The organism is Apibacter muscae (assembly GCF_007845635.1).
GTDB classification, from domain to species: domain Bacteria; phylum Bacteroidota; class Bacteroidia; order Flavobacteriales; family Weeksellaceae; genus Apibacter; species Apibacter muscae.
In genome coordinates, this window is the sequence record NZ_SELG01000002.1 from 1 (window position 1) to 16,622 (window position 16,622).

At 32.2% G+C, this 16,622-nt stretch carries 17 protein-coding genes; 1 reads left to right on the forward strand and 16 read right to left on the reverse strand.

Going from position 1 to position 16,622, the window contains the following annotated elements:
- The 8 genes from ETU08_RS00005 to ETU08_RS00040 form a co-directional block, all read right to left on the reverse strand.
- Positions 1-407, reverse strand: a 407-nt coding sequence (locus tag ETU08_RS00005; RefSeq protein WP_146260973.1) for a hypothetical protein, incomplete at its 3' end; no start/stop codon positions are given.
- 114 nt (positions 408-521) lie between these two features.
- Complete coding sequence (locus tag ETU08_RS00010; RefSeq protein ID WP_146260974.1) at positions 522-1,205, reverse strand: hypothetical protein; 684 nt, start codon at positions 1,203-1,205, stop codon at positions 522-524.
- Complete coding sequence (locus ETU08_RS00015; RefSeq protein ID WP_146260975.1) at positions 1,198-2,565, reverse strand: phage portal family protein; 1,368 nt, start codon at positions 2,563-2,565, stop codon at positions 1,198-1,200. The genes ETU08_RS00010 and ETU08_RS00015 overlap by 8 nt, the downstream gene beginning before the upstream one ends.
- A 2-nt stretch (positions 2,566-2,567) precedes the next feature.
- Positions 2,568-2,786, reverse strand: coding sequence for a hypothetical protein (locus ETU08_RS00020; protein WP_146260976.1), 219 nt, complete (start codon positions 2,784-2,786; stop codon positions 2,568-2,570).
- Positions 2,786-3,367 (reverse strand): hypothetical protein, encoded by a 582-nt coding sequence (locus ETU08_RS00025; RefSeq protein ID WP_146260977.1) that lies wholly within the window; start codon positions 3,365-3,367, stop codon positions 2,786-2,788. Before ETU08_RS00025 ends, ETU08_RS00020 begins: the two co-directional genes overlap by 1 nt.
- Positions 3,368-3,397: 30 nt before the next feature.
- Positions 3,398-4,411 carry a hypothetical protein gene (locus ETU08_RS00030; RefSeq protein ID WP_146260978.1) on the reverse strand — a complete coding sequence of 338 codons (1,014 nt, stop codon included), beginning with the start codon at positions 4,409-4,411 and terminating at the stop codon, positions 3,398-3,400.
- A 9-nt stretch (positions 4,412-4,420) separates the two neighbouring features.
- Positions 4,421-4,816: a hypothetical protein gene (locus ETU08_RS00035; protein ID WP_146260979.1), complete on the reverse strand. Its 396-nt coding sequence runs from the start codon at positions 4,814-4,816 to the stop codon at positions 4,421-4,423.
- Positions 4,817-4,827: 11 nt separating this feature from the next.
- Positions 4,828-6,003, reverse strand: a complete 1,176-nt coding sequence (locus ETU08_RS00040) for a Clp protease ClpP (protein WP_146260980.1) — start codon at positions 6,001-6,003, stop codon at positions 4,828-4,830.
- 66 nt (positions 6,004-6,069) lie between these two features.
- Here ETU08_RS00040 and ETU08_RS00045 point away from each other — a divergent pair, with 66 nt between their 5' ends.
- On the forward strand, positions 6,070-6,285 hold the full coding sequence (locus ETU08_RS00045) for a hypothetical protein (RefSeq protein ID WP_146260981.1): 216 nt from the start codon (positions 6,070-6,072) through the stop codon (positions 6,283-6,285).
- A 33-nt stretch (positions 6,286-6,318) separates the two neighbouring features.
- Here the strand turns inward: ETU08_RS00045 and ETU08_RS00050 are convergent, their stop codons facing one another.
- From ETU08_RS00050 to ETU08_RS00085, 8 genes are read right to left on the reverse strand one after another with little or no spacing between them, the layout of a single operon-like run.
- Entirely contained in the window at positions 6,319-6,555 is a 237-nt protein-coding gene (locus ETU08_RS00050) for a hypothetical protein (RefSeq protein WP_146260982.1), read from the reverse strand.
- The gene (locus ETU08_RS00055; protein ID WP_146260983.1) at positions 6,548-7,240 is read right to left on the reverse strand and encodes a hypothetical protein; all 693 of its coding nucleotides are present in this window, start codon (positions 7,238-7,240) and stop codon (positions 6,548-6,550) included. Before ETU08_RS00055 ends, ETU08_RS00050 begins: the two co-directional genes overlap by 8 nt.
- Positions 7,237-11,733 carry a tape measure protein gene (locus ETU08_RS00060; RefSeq protein WP_146260984.1) on the reverse strand — a complete coding sequence of 1,499 codons (4,497 nt, stop codon included), beginning with the start codon at positions 11,731-11,733 and terminating at the stop codon, positions 7,237-7,239. Before ETU08_RS00060 ends, ETU08_RS00055 begins: the two co-directional genes overlap by 4 nt.
- A 37-nt stretch (positions 11,734-11,770) precedes the next feature.
- On the reverse strand, positions 11,771-14,173 hold the full coding sequence (locus ETU08_RS00065; protein ID WP_146260985.1) for a hypothetical protein: 2,403 nt from the start codon (positions 14,171-14,173) through the stop codon (positions 11,771-11,773).
- Complete coding sequence (locus ETU08_RS00070; RefSeq protein WP_146260986.1) at positions 14,174-14,740, reverse strand: hypothetical protein; 567 nt, start codon at positions 14,738-14,740, stop codon at positions 14,174-14,176.
- Position 14,741: 1 nt separating this feature from the next.
- Complete coding sequence (locus tag ETU08_RS00075) at positions 14,742-15,842, reverse strand: hypothetical protein (protein ID WP_146260987.1); 1,101 nt, start codon at positions 15,840-15,842, stop codon at positions 14,742-14,744.
- 3 nt (positions 15,843-15,845) lie between these two features.
- Positions 15,846-16,343, reverse strand: a complete 498-nt coding sequence (locus tag ETU08_RS00080; RefSeq protein WP_146260988.1) for a hypothetical protein — start codon at positions 16,341-16,343, stop codon at positions 15,846-15,848.
- Positions 16,340-16,612 (reverse strand): hypothetical protein, encoded by a 273-nt coding sequence (locus tag ETU08_RS00085; protein ID WP_146260989.1) that lies wholly within the window; start codon positions 16,610-16,612, stop codon positions 16,340-16,342. Before ETU08_RS00085 ends, ETU08_RS00080 begins: the two co-directional genes overlap by 4 nt.
- Between the last annotated feature and the right edge of the window lie 10 nt (positions 16,613-16,622).

Genomic DNA, 16,622 nt, shown 5'->3' on the forward strand with positions numbered 1-16,622 from the left:
GTTAAGTTATTTTCATCAATATTAAATTTTGAAATAGAATAATTATCATATCCTACGAAGTTTTGAAGCTTACCTATCTCATTATAATACATAAAGCTTTCATCATTAAACATTATTTCAAAATTTAATTTATGTCTAATAAAAAGCTTCCATGTATCCCCATCAAATTGATACACTTCTTCTATATTCCCATTATCATCAATATAGCTAAAATAATCGCCTACTTTTGGGTTACTAGGGAATGGTGTACCTGTGGCCCCTTGGGTGCTTTGGGTTGAATTTTCCATTAAATAATCTAATACTTGGTATATAGATTCTCTAATATTAACAGGCTCGATTAAATTTGAATTATTATCTGGTAAGTTCTTTTCGATAAATTCTTTAATTTGATTATAATCTTTACTCATAATTTATTTATTTAAATCCTTTACTAAATCCATTTGAAAATGAACCTAATATTTTTTTAATTGTACATTTACAGAAGCTCTCAAAGTGTTTAAAATACATGGCTTTCATATTATTTAGTCATCGTATAAATTGGTGATCAAATTGGTTTTACGGATGTGAGCTACTCCTTTATGGTCTTTATTGCCATTACACCCACATTCATCACAAGGATGGCAAAACAAAGGAAAGTGTGTTTTATTTCTGCAAAGCCAGGCTTTCATTTGCTCCATCAGTGGATCTATCCTATCTTGTATTGCAATATCCAGTTTGAATTGAATGTCTTTAAGGTCTCCACTATTTGCGCCTCCCTCATTTCCTCCAATAGTTTTCGGGTTATTTAACATTTGTCCGGCGGATGTGTGCCTAAGCCAGCTAGGTACTATGCACATCATATCTACAGATTCCGCTGTTAGCTTCCATAAGAACCGATGCCATAATTTTAAATACCATTCATTTTCAACAAACTCCAGAGCATTTACAATTGTGCCTAAGGGTAAGCCCTTTACTTTGACCGAAGAAGAAGAATTAATGCTTTCTATTATTTCAGCTCGGTTTTCTTCGGTAACAATCCTATTTTTTTGATTAATAAAATCTTCATAAAATTCATCACAAAGAGCCGGAGCAATAAACCTTTCTTCTGCATTAATAATATTTGACTGAATTAGTCTGGCATTAATTTCCTGATCAGTTGCGGCATGAGATAACACTTCATCCGGAGTTATTAAAACATTTCGGTTTAAATAGTTAATTCTATACATGGATAGTGTTATTTTTTATTTCAATCAACTGTTCTCCTACTTCTGTATTTTCTAAAGAAGGTAGTCCTAAAAACTCCCTTCCTTCGTTTTTGGTTAATACAGAATTCACATTAATATCTCCAATAAAAGAAACCGGAGATACCGTTTTAAATCCCAAATCAAAATCACTCCAAGAGGTTCCCATCCAGCTATCACATATTTCTAACAAAGGATATAACAAGTCTTGATTTATCCTATCCTGCATAGGTTCTATTACTGTTTTTAACTTAGTATTGAAGATGGAAGATAAATAAGCAAAGCCTCCATTCCCTATCCCAGAGGTTTTATGTTGCCCATAAAGGGCAGAATCCCAGTTATTGGAATCAATAATTTTAGACTCAACAGACTCATCTAGCTTCAGGTAAGAGCCATCATTCTGAACATTGAAAGGTTGAAAAAAACTGTTGGTAACTCCTTTTGCTCCTGCAACTACTGCAATTCTTCCTCTTTTTCCTTTACCTGTGTAAGCATTGATTATATTTTGACCAATTACTTTTGCTTCATCCTGACTAACCGTTCCGTCTAAACATACCACCCCTCCGGATACTAAGTTGTTTTCAAAGATGTCGATGTTATATCTGGCTCCTTCATATTCGAGAATCTGCCAAGGAAGTGAGGAAACATTATCAGGAATGCCATAATAGTCATAACCGGAAAACTCATTTTTTACATGGATTATACAGTGCTCAGTTTTTTGTTTCTCATTCACATACCAATGCATATTAGGGTCTCCATAGTAAATAGGGAGTTCAACTGCTTCTTCCTCTTTTAAAGACCAGACATTTCGTTGTCTGAATTTTTTGGAAATAAAAACTGTTTCGCAGATATCATTATCATTAGGTACAGATAAACGACAATCTAAAAAATTTCGATTTATAACTCGAATAAATCTTTTAGTGCCTATTTTACCTCTTATAACTTCTACAAAATTATTTCCAACATTAAGATCATTACTGAATACCGATTTAAATACTTTATTAAGGTTTTGCCCTTTGTGGTTAACCCTTTTTACCCATTGTAAAAATTCTTTATCTTTTTGCTCATGGTCTTTAAAATAAATTCCCTTTCCTATACAAAAATTTGCTTTAGAATTTACACAAGCATTATTGGTAGGGCTTAGTAATTTAGCTTCAAGCAGTAATTGAAAAAAATTATCTTTAGGCTCTAAAAAGGGTAAATACTTTCGGTCTGTTCTGGTTAAAAGAAAAGCAGAAGATTGCCCAGTAGGTTCAAAGGGTATAGGGTTTCTAACATCTAAAGAAACCGAATTACTTACTACCTTTTTTTGGGGTTGAACTTTTTTAGAAGCTAAAGAAGCCATCGTTATTTTTTCTTTATTTCCTCCATTAATTTTTTTCCTTTTTTCTCCTCTATCTCTTGTATAGAAGGGATTTCTTCCAAGAGATTTAAAAGAGAGAGATCTCCACTTTTTACTGCTAATTCTGCTAGTTTATCCAAATCTTTCCTTTGTCCTAAAGGAAGTGATCGGCCATTAAAACCAATCACTTTATTTTTATATTCTTCTTTTACCTTTAGAGCCATTATTCTAAGTCTATAATTGCTTGTACCCCTCCAACAAATTCACGAGCCATTCGGCTATACTCTCCCTTCAACATAACATCTGCACCATTGAAATCTTTAAATGTTTTACCGGAACCTCCTTTGGTTCCATTCATGACTACTTCAAAGTAAGGAATGACCTCACTATTAACATTTTTTTCGCCTAGAACTAATATTTTCCCTGAGTTTAAGAAGATGATAATCCCTAACCCACAACAACACCCGGCAGCATCCAAAGAGCTTAAGAAGTTGGTTAAGTCATTTGACAGATTAGGCAATTTAGCAGATAGTTCAAATTCATAAGTAACTGAACAACCTTCTGAAGAGTGAGTAAAATTAAATTCAGCTTCTTTTCGCTTAAATTTTACACGAAACATTCTAGCACCCCCTTCTTTGGTAGCACCATCTACAAGAGAAATGGCAGAATAAGGATTTGCTCCTTTACCTGTTTCTTTTTCCTGTATAAAATTAAAGTCAGAAGGATCGTAAATCCAGATATCGGAAACACCTCCTGAAGTTGCTCCACAAGGAGCGCTATATGATATTAAATCGACACAAAGCATAGTTATTAATATATTATATTACCTTTTTATTTAAAAATTAGTTAATCCTATTACAGAATGTTCCGGATAAGCGATTCCTGTACCTGCACGCAAGAAATTGACATATTTCCATGAATATGAGTTTCTATCATACCATACGGACAAGGCTTCAACCCCTGTATCGGTTCTTTCTCCATAGGTTTTATCGGTGGCAAAAACAAAGTTTCCACGAATGGTTAATATACAGGCATGGGCGTCATTTCCTCCATTCAATATATTCAAGATAGGATCCCAAGTAGTTTCTACTAAAACATCTATCCCTTTAAATTTTAGTTTAGGAATTCCATTTATATAGTATTGAATGTTGTTTGCTCCTCCAGTTAATATTAAGAACTCCTCATAGGCATCAAAAATGGATTGGGAAACATAAAAAGCTTTCATTTCATTAGGTAAATGACGTAAGAAGATGTCTTGTCTTCCCCAAGCCCAATGCAAAAAGTCATAACCATCCTGTGGAGTAATTGCTCCTGAATTAAAAGCAGTGGTTTGGTTTGCTGGTATAATTCCTTTATTGATAAAATCAAAATAATGTTTGAAAATACCATCAAAAGTATTCCAATTCCAATTTCCGGTAGCATCATTAGGTCTTGTAATATCTCCAAAATACATATTGCTATTGATGTCCACTTTTATGGCCTTTAAGAAAAAGTCCAAAATGAAGTCTGTGAATTTTGGATTACTATTTCTGAAGTCTTCTAAACAGCCTTGGTAAAATTCATTATCACATTGTTGGGTTGCTCCATAAATAGGATCGGTTTCAATAGTTCGAATACTGGCTTTTCCAACCGGTGAAAAAGTGATATTACAAGAAGCGTCTCTTCTTTTTAGTATGTTTCTGGCTCCTAAAATATCTATTATTTTCCTTTTGGAGCTTACATCATCCATTACAGTAAACTCACTTAAAGTTCCTGTGTATTGTCCCCCAGGGATTAGATCTGCAAAGTTTGGTTTTATAAGCAAATCATAATATGAAGCAGGAGATATGGTTAATTTTTTAAAATTCATAGGGTTGTATTAAATATTATTTCTATTTCCTTGATCAGCCTTGTTTTCAAACTCTCCGTTAAGAGCTGTATTCCCCAAATTGTAAATGCTTAAATCTGCTTTACAGCCATTAGTGCTTACCACTGTAACTAATAGAGAGAGGTCTTTTAGGTTTAAGGCAGAAACATCTATTTCTACATTTCCTCCTTGGGCTTCTATTTTATCATGCAGGGCTTCTCCTTCCTTGTCATGTACATGTACTAAGACTATTTTTAAAGCATCTGTGGAATCAAATTCTGAGGCATCAGTTACTTTAATTTTCTTAGTACTTAGGTCTAGCTCATAGTTTAGTTTAGCATTAAAACCGGAGCATTCGCAGTTGGCACATAGCCCACCTTGTAGTATTTCTTTTTCTATCGCTGTCATAGGGATGTTATTTATTCAACAAAGGAAATTCCTTCGTGGTTGTATTTACTAGAGTTCTCTGCTTGGTTAACAGGAACCCCTCCTTTGGAATTAACCAGGTTTTCTCGTATAGCTTCTATTTCTTTTTTTAGTTCTTCCAGCTTTTCATTGGAAGGCAAGTCTTTGGTTGCGTTCTTTACCACTTCTTCTAATTGTTTAGAGATGTTTTCAGGCAAGCCGTCTTTAAACAAATTGACAACTGAGTGCTTAATTTGTTCTTCGGAGGGTTCAAGTTTTAAATCTTTAGTAGCTTCGTTCAAAGCTTTGGTAAGATTTTCAACAGTTAAGTTTTCGGGTTTTGGTGTGTTTTCTGTAACCACCAAATTGTTTCCCTTAAAGGCGTTGACAATTTTTTGAACTAATTCATTCATATCTATTTTGTTGTTTATATTAATTGGTTTAGGTGATGAAAAAGAATTGTAGGCATTTAAAACATGGGTGTTTTTAAAAGACCATTCTTTATGATTGATGGGTTTAAATTCTTCTTTTTCTTCTAGTGCAAGGCTCTTAACAAAGCCATTTTCTACAGCTTGTTTTCCTGTAAACCATTTTTCTTCATTCATCCAGCTTTCTATTTGTTCCTGACTTTTTCCTGTAAGGTTTACATAGAAATCACGGATATCATTATTGAATTTTCTTAGGTTCTTAGCAGATTTTTCTATTTCGTTGATGTCCCCAAAAGCATAACCAGAAACATTATGTATCATATACCAAGAGTTTGGGGTTATTTTAGAGTTTTTAGAAGCAGATAGGGGATAGGTGGCTGCACTACAAATCATACCCATGCCCAAGGTCTCTACTTCATAACCTTCGTTTTCCAGTTGCTTGATGAAGTCATGCATAGCCATAGCATCCCCTATCTGACCACCAAAGGAATTTAGGGTAATTCGTATGTTTTTCTTTCCACTGCTTAGGATTTCGTTACGAAAAGATTTAAAAGAAACAGAGGTTTCATCATTATACCAGGTTTTATAAAACTCTTGGGATTCTGCATCTACAATTCCTCCATCTATATAGACTTCTAAACGATCTGAATTTTCATTAGTTATATGGTAGTTAAATACACAAAGCTTATTCATCTTAATTCCTTTGTACAAAGGTGAAAGGAATAGGGAGTGATAATACATTATATTATTAAATGCGTCCATATCTTTTGGACATTTTATGGTAATATTTTTGTATATTCTATGGAAACCTTAAAGTGATTGGGTTCTTTGATTATATTGTTGGGATTTTTAGGTATGCCTTTATGTTTTAAAAATCAATATAATGTAGATGATAAATATGTAGAAAGAATAGAATTAAAAATTTATAAAGGAAATGATATGAAAAAAGAAAAAGCTTCTTATAAAAATTCAACAGAAGTAATAATGAAAATTTTTAACACAATAGATTTATTACTCAAGGTGGGTAATTTGGGGGATGGGTGAAACCCCACCAAATATAATTATATCAATATAAATTTAGGCATCATTAATTGGTGCCTTTTCTTTTTTAAAACATTTTCTACCTATCTTATCAACAGTACTTCTAGGTATGTTTAATTGCATGGATATTTTACGAACACTATATCCCTTACTCCTTTCTATACATACTTTTAATTGTTTGATGTTTACTCCTGCATACTTACAAAACTGCTCAAAATCCTGTATAGCCATTTCCAAGGCTTCGTGTTTGTATTTTTTTAGATCCTCACTCATTTTTATAGATTATTTGAGATTTATCTTTAGTAATTACTTTGTGATTATTCATTGTTTTTTTTAGATTAGAAAAAGATAGAACCTGAATAGGGTTATTAATAACCAATTGACTAAACCAAAGAGTAGTAGAGTTTAAGAAAGACTCATCTAATATGCTAACTTCTGACAAAGAACCATTATCTAGAATAAGCCGAACCGTAGCAAAATCAGAAGAAATTAATTTTGATTTGCTTTCATTCTTCTGGGTAGCATATAAAAAAGCATCATTCTTTATTTCAATGTTAGCGTCTGAATTGTGGTACTGCTCTAACTCTACCATAGATCGATCGGTAATTTCAGCCGTTAGTTTGCTATTTCCAAACATTACGACCTGACAACGTAAATCTTCCTTCTGGTTTAAAACAATTTCTGCTTCATTAAGTAGAACAAGAACTCCTTTAAAATCTTTTATTTCTGCTTTTCGGTTGTAATAGTTTTCTTTTTCCCTTTCTTCTTCGGGTATTTCGTTTAGTAAGTCAAAATCTATGATATTCTGGTTAAAGCTCCATTCATAAAATTCTGTTTTTTTAAAAGCTCTTAAAATATCCCCCCAATCTTTGGCTTTGATATACAAATGTATAAATTGGTTTAAAGAAGTCTTTCTAACTCTCTGTATCAGTTCTTTTCTAAATTCTTCAAAGGTCATAGAGTAGCTATTTGAGATTGTTTATTGTTTTCTTTTTGCACTCTGGACAGTTCTCTACTGGAAACAATGGTTTTGCGATTTACCTCTCTGTTTAAAGATTGGGCGGTTTTTTCCAAGTTCTTTTCTATCCGGTCTAAACGTTCTGCATTATAGTTTTCATTTTCTTTTTGAATTATGCTATCATAATAACTTTTAAATACCGGAGGCTGTAAATTAGAACCTAAATAAGTTCCTCCTTTCATGAACTTTTGCATGGTTGCTCCTCCCATCCAATCTACCCCACCACCAATGGCATTAATTCGGGAAGCTATTTGAGAAGGAGTTCCGGTAACTGAATAAATGCTATTATCCTTCATGGATCTTTTATTGATTATTCCTTCTTCTCCTTCTAATTCTGCTACTTGTTCTCCGGTAGTTGGGTTAATGGCAGGGATTCCTCCCTGATTATGAGATGGTCCTATAAGTCTACCTCCTCTAGCAAATTTTTTAGGACTGAATAGCCCACCTTTTTTGAATTGAGTTTTATTAACATTACTTAAATTCACATAATAACGAGCCAATGCAAGACCTGCCATCGTAGCGTACATTGCTAAACCAGCGCCTCCAAAGGTTATACCGTTTAAGGGGTTTGACGCTGCAGAAGCAGCGATATTTGCCAACTCAGTAGCTAAGGTAATTTGCAATTCTGCCTTTTTACTTTTCTTTAATTGTGCCGCTGCTACGTTGTCTGCTTGTTTTTTCTTTTCGGTTGCTTGTTTTTCTAAACTATCTCTTTCTGCCTGACTTTGTGCCTGAGCTAGTAATTGTTCTTTTTCTAAGTCTATTCTTTCGTAGGCTAGTTCTTTACTTCTGTTTATTCTGGCTTCTTCTGCATCAAAATACCCATTCATGGCTGTACTAGCCAAATCCCAAGATTGAGAGATTGCTGTACCTACCATGCTGCCAAAAGCGTCTTCGTCTAAATTAAGATCATTAAGAATTTTTTCTTTAATTAGACTTTGGGTATTTGAATCAGATGGAGCGTCTATTTTTCCAACACCAAAACCTATTTTATTTTGTTTAGTTTTATTTTCGATATTCCGAGTTATTAATTCAGATTCCTTGCCTAATAAATTGTTTAATTCCTTTTGTTGATCAACCGTTAAAGTGCTATTTATTAATTTTTGATTATAGAGGTTAATTAAATCTCTAATTCTTTCTAGCTCGGCTTCTGTTTCATCTGCTTCGTTTAAAAATGAAATACGATTAATTTCATTTTCTTTTTGTCGGGTAGTTAAATTTGAATTTAATAATACTTTTTGCTTTTCAAGTTCTGCGTTTATATTTTTTTCATTAATAGTTGAATCTACTGCATTGTTGACAATATTTTTAATATTTTGAAATCGTTCTTCCGTCAATTTATAAGAAGTATTGTTAATTTTTCGTTCTATTTCTTCCAGTTCTGTAGCTCTAGCATTAGCGCTTTCAATAATGTTTTGATTGTACTGTTTTTCTAAGGTATCCATAGAGGAATTATAGTCTGTAGTTATTTTTAGCAAATCTTCATAATAGATTTGTTGGGCTTCTGTTTTTTCTAAATCAGTAGAATAAGGGTTTTCTGTTATATTTCTAAGATTATTATCTAACTTTGCCTTATCTAGTTCTAATTTTTTCTTTAAAGCATCTGAATCTATTTTAAATAATTTCTCCTGAGTTTCTTTTTCAAGTTTAGCTTGTTCGTTTTGCCACTGGGCGCGCTGTTTTCTTTCTTCTGCGTTTACTCCTTGGATGTAATTTAATTTTTTTGTCCATGCTTCGTCATTTATTTTAAAAATAGCTGACAGATATTCTTTTTCGGTTATTTCTGCTTTTGTATAAGCTTTTTCATTATTGGCAAGTAAAGTATCTCTAACAGCATCTACATCTTTTAGATAGTGTCTTTGTTGTCCATTCAATTCGGAACCTTTGTAAGTACCTGTTTTTGTTTTATTATCGGAATTAGAACTACTTAATCCACCAAAAGTTTCATCAATCATCATTTCTAAATAATCTTTATATTTTACAGATAAGTAATTTTGCACTTCTTCTGCTTCCTTTTTTGAATTATAAGCATTGATAGCTTGATCCATATTTGTTCCTTCGCCAAACCCTATGGTTTGCTTTCCCTTTTCATATACCATCCCCCAATAATCCTTCTTAAAAAAACGTGTAGGATCATTTAATAACTCTCTTTCTTTTTTTGCGCTATCTTTAACTTGATCTAGCTTTAATACACTGTCAATTATTTTTTCAGATTGAGCGTCAAATAATTTTTGAACGGCTTTAGCTTTAGCTATTTCTATTAGTTTATTTTTGTAATCTTCTAGTATTTTAATCCCCTTTTCATGTTCAATATTTTCAAGATTTAACCCTTTTAAGTATTGAGGATTAATGTCAATTAATTTTTGTAGGGCTTGTTTTCTTGCCTCTAAAGATAAATTACTGTTTTTTATGGTTTTGGTCAAAGAATCTATCTTAGATAAGGTTTGTTGAGTGGACTGTCCAATACTTTTGGTAATTTCATTATTAGCTTTTAGTTGTACTGCGGATTCTTTTAATGCTTTTCCTTGTTTTTCTAAGCTTTGAGTAGATTTATCTATATTTTTACCAAAAGCTATTGTTGCTGCACCTAAAGCCAATAAACCAGCCATAACCCAACCTAGGGGGGTGGCTAAAAAAGTAGAATTCAAAAGTAACCAGGCTGTCCTGATACCTGGTATAATAGTACCTAATAACAACATTGTTGCGTTTAAAGCCCTATAAGCAACATTTAAAGCAAATACAGCAACGGTTTGAGCAATGGTTATTACTCTTGCAGCAGCCAATAACACATTTCCTGCTGCCATACGTGCAATGTATATGGTTTGTTGGGCTATATTAGCAATTAATGCTTTTATGTTGTCTAAATAAGCAAGAGTTAATAAGGTAACAAAACCTATCCATACTTTCCAAGGCACATTTAAAATAGTTTCTGCCAGAAAAGAAATAATGGTAATGGTTAGGTTTAGTAATTTTAAAAAAGATTGGTTACTAGCTATTTTTGTTTTTATGTTGTCTAAACGGTTTAATTCAGCATTTAAACCTTTAATTTCCTTTCCTCCATTCCCAAATGTTTTTTTAAGTTCGGCTGCAAATTTGGGTAGGAAATCATTAGATAATAATTTACCATTTGACATCATCTTGTCTAATTCCTGGGTAGTTACTCCCATAGCCCGTGCAGCTATTCCAAAAGCCCCAGGAATACGTTCCCCGATCTGTCCTCTTAACTCCTCAGCCTGTACTTTTCCTTTGGAAGCTATTTGACCAAAGGCTAATATTACCCCATTTACCTGTTCTTGGCTAAGTTTTAATACTGCAGAAGATTCCGCAGCCGCTTCGTATATTTCTCTTGTTTTTTCTCCACTTATTCCTGCTTCTGTAGATGCTGCATAAAAAGATTTAAACGATTGTGTGGTGTCTATAGTTTTTAATCCTAGTCTTTCTGTAGTTTCTTCTAAAAATTGTTGATTTACAGCTAAATCTCCTGTTTTTTCTGATACTGCTTCTAAAGCAGAATTCATACTATCAATCTGTATACTTCTTTTAAATAAATCTTGTGTTTGACTCATTACTGCTGTAAACCCTACATACCCCAATACCAAGCTTTTAATATCTGTATTTAATCTTCCAAACACTCCTGTACCAACACTTCCTAAACCATTTAAATGAGTAGTAGATTTGGAAATCTCTTGGTTCATCTTATCCGCTTCGATTCTATTTTGGATAATTTCTTTTTCCATAGAATTCAAATCATTAACTCCAGAATTTCTTGCTTCTGTAATTCTGGATTTCAGCCTTAAGAATTCATTATCAAGCTCCTTAACCCTGCTTTTTGTGTTGTTGATTTGATTTCCTAATATATCCCCCAAACCAGCTGAATTTAACTGATTGAAAGCGTTTTTTGATATTCCTGTAATATTAATATCCTTAGGGTAATTACCAACTTTTCTTTGATACTGCCCTAAAGATGAATCTATTTTTTTTAATTGGATATCTAAGAGGTTGGCTTCCTGTGCAGCCTGTTTAAATTCTTTTGATTCTTCTCCAAAGACAACGGCAACCTCTTTAGCAAAATTCCTTAATTCTACATGTTGTTTGCTTAATTTTTGGTATTCTGACAGAGTAAGTTTTTTTTCTGCCCTTGCTTGTCTTTCTTCTTCTCTTTGGATTTTAATTACATTGGTATAAGCTTTCCCTTCATTAGTTAACACTAATTGCTCTTTTTTTAGTTTTAACATCTCTAATCGGGTTTGCTCCATTTCTAACCGAATGGTTTTTATCTCTAAATTGTCCAACCCCGATTTTCCTAATTGAGCTTTTAATTCCAAAAACCTTTTTTTAGAATCTTCAAAAGATTTGTTAACAGACTGCATGGAACTTACCAGATCTTTTTGTCCGGTAAGTTTAAGGGTATATATTTTAGTAATGTTACTCATATTAATTAATATATTATATTACTTTATTTGATAAAAATTATCTAGGTATATCTTTATACAAACAAATAGCACGACTATATTGGTTATCAAAAACTTTATCTATTTCTGTGCTGGAACTTGTTATTTCCTGATCTACTTTTACAGCGTCTGTTAAAATACTTTTCTCGCTTGGATAAGTATTGTCATCTTCTCTTTGAGTAATTGGAACCCATTTTCTTAAAACACATTCAGTCGATTCTCCTTTTATAGAGCTATAACCTTTAATACTGAGTAATTCCCACAATTCCCCATCCAATGCGATTCTTTCTCTATGATACCAATTGATTATATCCGTATTATTTAACTCAAAATTTGTTGTTAACCATTGTCCGTTGTTCATTATAGCTAAACGTTGCCAGAAGAAACGTTTTAATAAACCTCTACCGATTTTAAAAGTACCGTTGTTGCCAATTTTTTCATCAGTGTAAGAAAGAATAGGATCATTTTCTCCTCCTGGCTTATAATTTACTGAAAATAAATACGGGTAATTCATATATGTTTTACCATTAAAAATCCAGCCTCCTGCCCCTAAAACAAGCCCCTTATAATATGCTATTTTAGGGTTAAATGTATTTTGAGCTTCTGAACTTGAAGTATTTGATATATTTTCAGGGACTAAACAAATCATTTGAGGAGCAATACCCGTAATCCCCTGAAAGTCATCTACTAAATAATGCATGGTAGGACTAAAATATCGGTTTTCAAACTCCTTTTTTTCTGCTTTAAATCTTTTATTAAACACATATTTACCTGAACCTATCGTTATTTTATATCGATCTTGCACTACCTTTAAAGCTCCATCATTGCTATCTTCTTTAAACTTAAACACATATTCACGAGCATTATCATCGTACAATTCTAAAGTGGATTCTTGAGAAATATCTTCTTTCTCTCCCCAGTTTAAAATATTGTCAGTAAAATAACCTTCTAGCAATTGATTTTTGTTGTTCGTAATAGAGTAGGAGTGGGTAGGCTCTATTAAAACTTCCTTATTTACTGGATCGGTTTGTATTGATAAATTAAAAAGGTCGGCAGTACCTCTCACAACGTCTAAAAAGTTTTCCTTTTGTAAGGATAAATAAGCATCAAAAGAAATATTCCCACCAACTGGAATTCTAAAATAATCGGTGGTGTATTCATCAACTCTTAATTTACATCGACACTGATTTGATCCTTTACCGGGGAATAATCTTAGCCATACCTTACAAATAATTTCATCGTTAGGTTTAACTGTGAACATTCGGTAAATATTTCTTAAACCAGATTCTTGCTTTTGTCCAGTTGTAATCTCATCATCTCGTATATGTTCAATGAATTCAGTAATAACTCCTGTAGAAGCATCTTTATGATACCAATAGAGATCTAAACTCATATCTGTACTTTCTACTGGGTTGTTATCTTGTAGTAAATAATCATAATATAAACTCATTTTCATCATCACTTCAAGAGGTCCATAATGAGGTGGGTTGTATTTCCAAATCATTTCAGTACCTCCACCATTTATTGCTCCATTACTACCAGTATAATCTCCACTTACTAAAGTGTTATTATTATCATAACACCCATCTAAATTATCTTTAACATCTAAATCAACAAAATTAGAACCTCTGTAATCAAACCATTTTTCTTCCCCGTTAGTTCTTGCTAAAAATTTATGTATTTCGTATTTCGTATTTTCGGAAGTTAAAAAACCTCCAAAAGACCATGGAATAACCAGTCTTTTAAAGTAATTTGTATTAAAAAATTCACTTTTAATTTTATATCCTATACTCTTAAACCCCCAGTAAAAAATCCAATATAAGGATAAACTAGGGCGCATAGTTTTGATAGAGTAATTTTTGTCGCTTCCTTTCGGTTTTCCCTCACCATTGTTGTAGTCTGGATCCATCCATTCCCCATATTTTACAGGAGCAAAAACATAAGGTAAATTTGCATTTTGTCCATCAAACTGCCATGAATTTATAATTGTATTTTCATTAAATGTGAATTCGATATGCTTTAGAATGTCATATAATGTAAGCTCTTTTAAATCGATAATCCAATCTGCATTATTCCCAAAACAATTCATTTCATATAAGATTGGTATTCCCCCTTTTTTAATAGCTTTTTTAGGTATTGCCTTGCCTACAAAGATTTCAAACCCATCAGTTTCCATGCTAATTTGCCGTATGTTAGTATATATAGCTTCTTTAGTTAAATCATTAACTGAAGGATTATGAAAAGTGTTTAGAATTTTCTGGTTATTCAAGGTAGCAGGGAGCGTCAATCCGATACTTTGCGAGCTTTTTTTCTCTTGAAAGTCCTGACTATCTTCTAGTTGGTAGTCTATAGTAATTGGAAAATCAGAGGAAGAATCTATATCTAATTCTAAACCATCAATTATAACACTTATATTTTGCATCTATCTTAGATTAATATTTTCATTAGACATCGAGAATTTAATTGTAACTATATATTCATATCGCTGTTCAACTTTCTTTTCAGTTAGTTCTGAATCTGTAATTACAATCGGTATATACGCCTTTTCCTCCGAAGGTAAGAACCCATTAGGTAATTGCATTTCTAGCCATGCTTTAGGGGAATTCATTAATTCTTTTAACCAATATTGCTCGTGTTCACTATATGATCTAGTCACTGCTTCATAACTTTCATTTGATATAATATTCTTTCTGTACGTACCTCCTTTAAATCTTTCAAAAGGATATCCTTGAGATTTTTTCCAACTCTCTGATTTTGTTTCTTGAGTTATCTTTGTCTTATTAAAATCAATTGAATCAATTTCTCCTAAAGAATTTATAAAGTGAATTCGTATTTCATTGCAGTTTTGAGCAATATTATTTCTTGATGTACAAATAAACTCATCATTTTCAGTCAATAATCTTACTTTCCAAGACTTTACATTTTTAAAATCTATGGAAAATAGGTTTTTTAAATTTTCTATCCCTTCTGGTATATAAAGAACATTCATATTATTCTCCCTTATAAATAATAAAAGTTACAATTCTATGAGGATCTAGATGATTAATCTCTTTACTAATTCCTCCCCCCCCTTCTATAGGGAACTGACTACCTATAGTTTGTCTTAATACACTATGGCTTGAACCGGCACCAACACCCCATAATTGAATATCTTTTAAAGATAGACTCATAGGTGGTAAATTTTCTTTTTTTAAGGTATGTGTTTTAGACCCAACGGGTTGTCCTATCGTGTTAAAATCAGGGTCATTTGGGTCTAATCCTATTGGAGATCTACCTCTTAATGGTGTATATTCTTCCCAACCATCAGGTATTTCTTTAGCTGTTTTATTAAACAATAGTATTGTGCCTTTCTTTAGAATTGATGTAAGATCTTCTAATTTTTTGATTTTTCCAACTATTTCATCTATATTCATATTTTCAACTTTAATACATTCTACTCCAGTTGTATTATCAAAATAAGTAACCTCTATACAAATTTTATATGGTGTTTTATCGGTAATAATAGGGAAGAATGATGATTCTGTTTTTTTTAAGTATATATTTTTAGGTCTTTTTGTTAACGGAAAAGTATTTATATCCCATTCATCAGTTTTATAAGAATTTAACAGTTCAGATAAATCTTGTTTTTCTTCTTGTTGAATTAGACTATTCAGTATATAAAACGTGTTCGATATTAATCCTTCGCCAGATATTGGTTTCTTATTTGATGTGCCTTGAATGGGTGCTTTTTGTTCTGAGATTATAAATCCATTATTGTCTTTGTATGCATTTCTAAATTTCACAAAAACTTTTCTAAGAGTATTTGTCATTTGTTGGATCGTGTTACCGTTAATAGTTGGCAGATTGTACTCCAACAACTCTTTTATATCCTGTATATCAAATAAATATTCAAAACTACCTCCATTGATTCCTATATTAATAGTTTTGGAAAAAGTTTTGTAGTATACATCATCAATATACACATCACAATAAACAACAGGAGGCTTATTACTAGAATTATTCTCAGTAGCTAATACTTTAAATACAATAGGCTTATATGCTGCATTTAAAGAGCTAACTTCCGGTTGTTGGGTTATGCTGATTATAGGCATAGATTATAATTTTTCACTTTTTTGTTTATTGAATTCTTCGTTAAAAATGGAATCCATTCCTAAGTCCATTACACTATCTACTTTTTGTTCATTTTCCTTCCATGCTCTGGTAATAAAACCTTTTCTCTCTCCTGTCTTAGAAAACCGCTTAGATGCCAGGGTGGGAACTCCCTCTTTTTGATGTCTTTTTGCTGTAGCAATGGCAGCCCTTACTGCTTCTCCTTTTTTTAACCCTCTTTTAAGAAAGTAAGTAATTAGATTTTTGGTATGGGTGTTTATATTCCCTAATTGAGTAGCATTTTTCCCTGTTTCTAAGTCCTGTGCGTATTTTAAAGCATACCCGTTTAAGCTGGTTTCATTAGGTTTGGAAATAATAGAGGATGTGGTAGTAATAGATCTATTTAGAGCACCAGTTAAATAATGTCCTTGATTGTTAAGCTCAGCAATTAAGCTATTATTAATAATTTTTTGTGCCTTAGCAAAAATGATGACTGGATTCATAAAGCATTTAATTTCTGGTATTCTAACTCTAATTCAATTAAACTTTCTTTCATTTGCTTAAAGCTGGTTAAAATGTTATTTAAACAGACAGGACAGTTGGTTAATTCTTTATTAGGCTCAATAAACTCATGCCATATTTTATTTAAAATTTGCATTTCTTTATTACCATTTACAGGAATGGCTTTATGTATAATATCCTCTTCAGTTATTAAGATTTGACTTCTTACATTATTCGGTATTTTTTTAGCTATTTCTTTAATACTACTCATTTTTTAATTC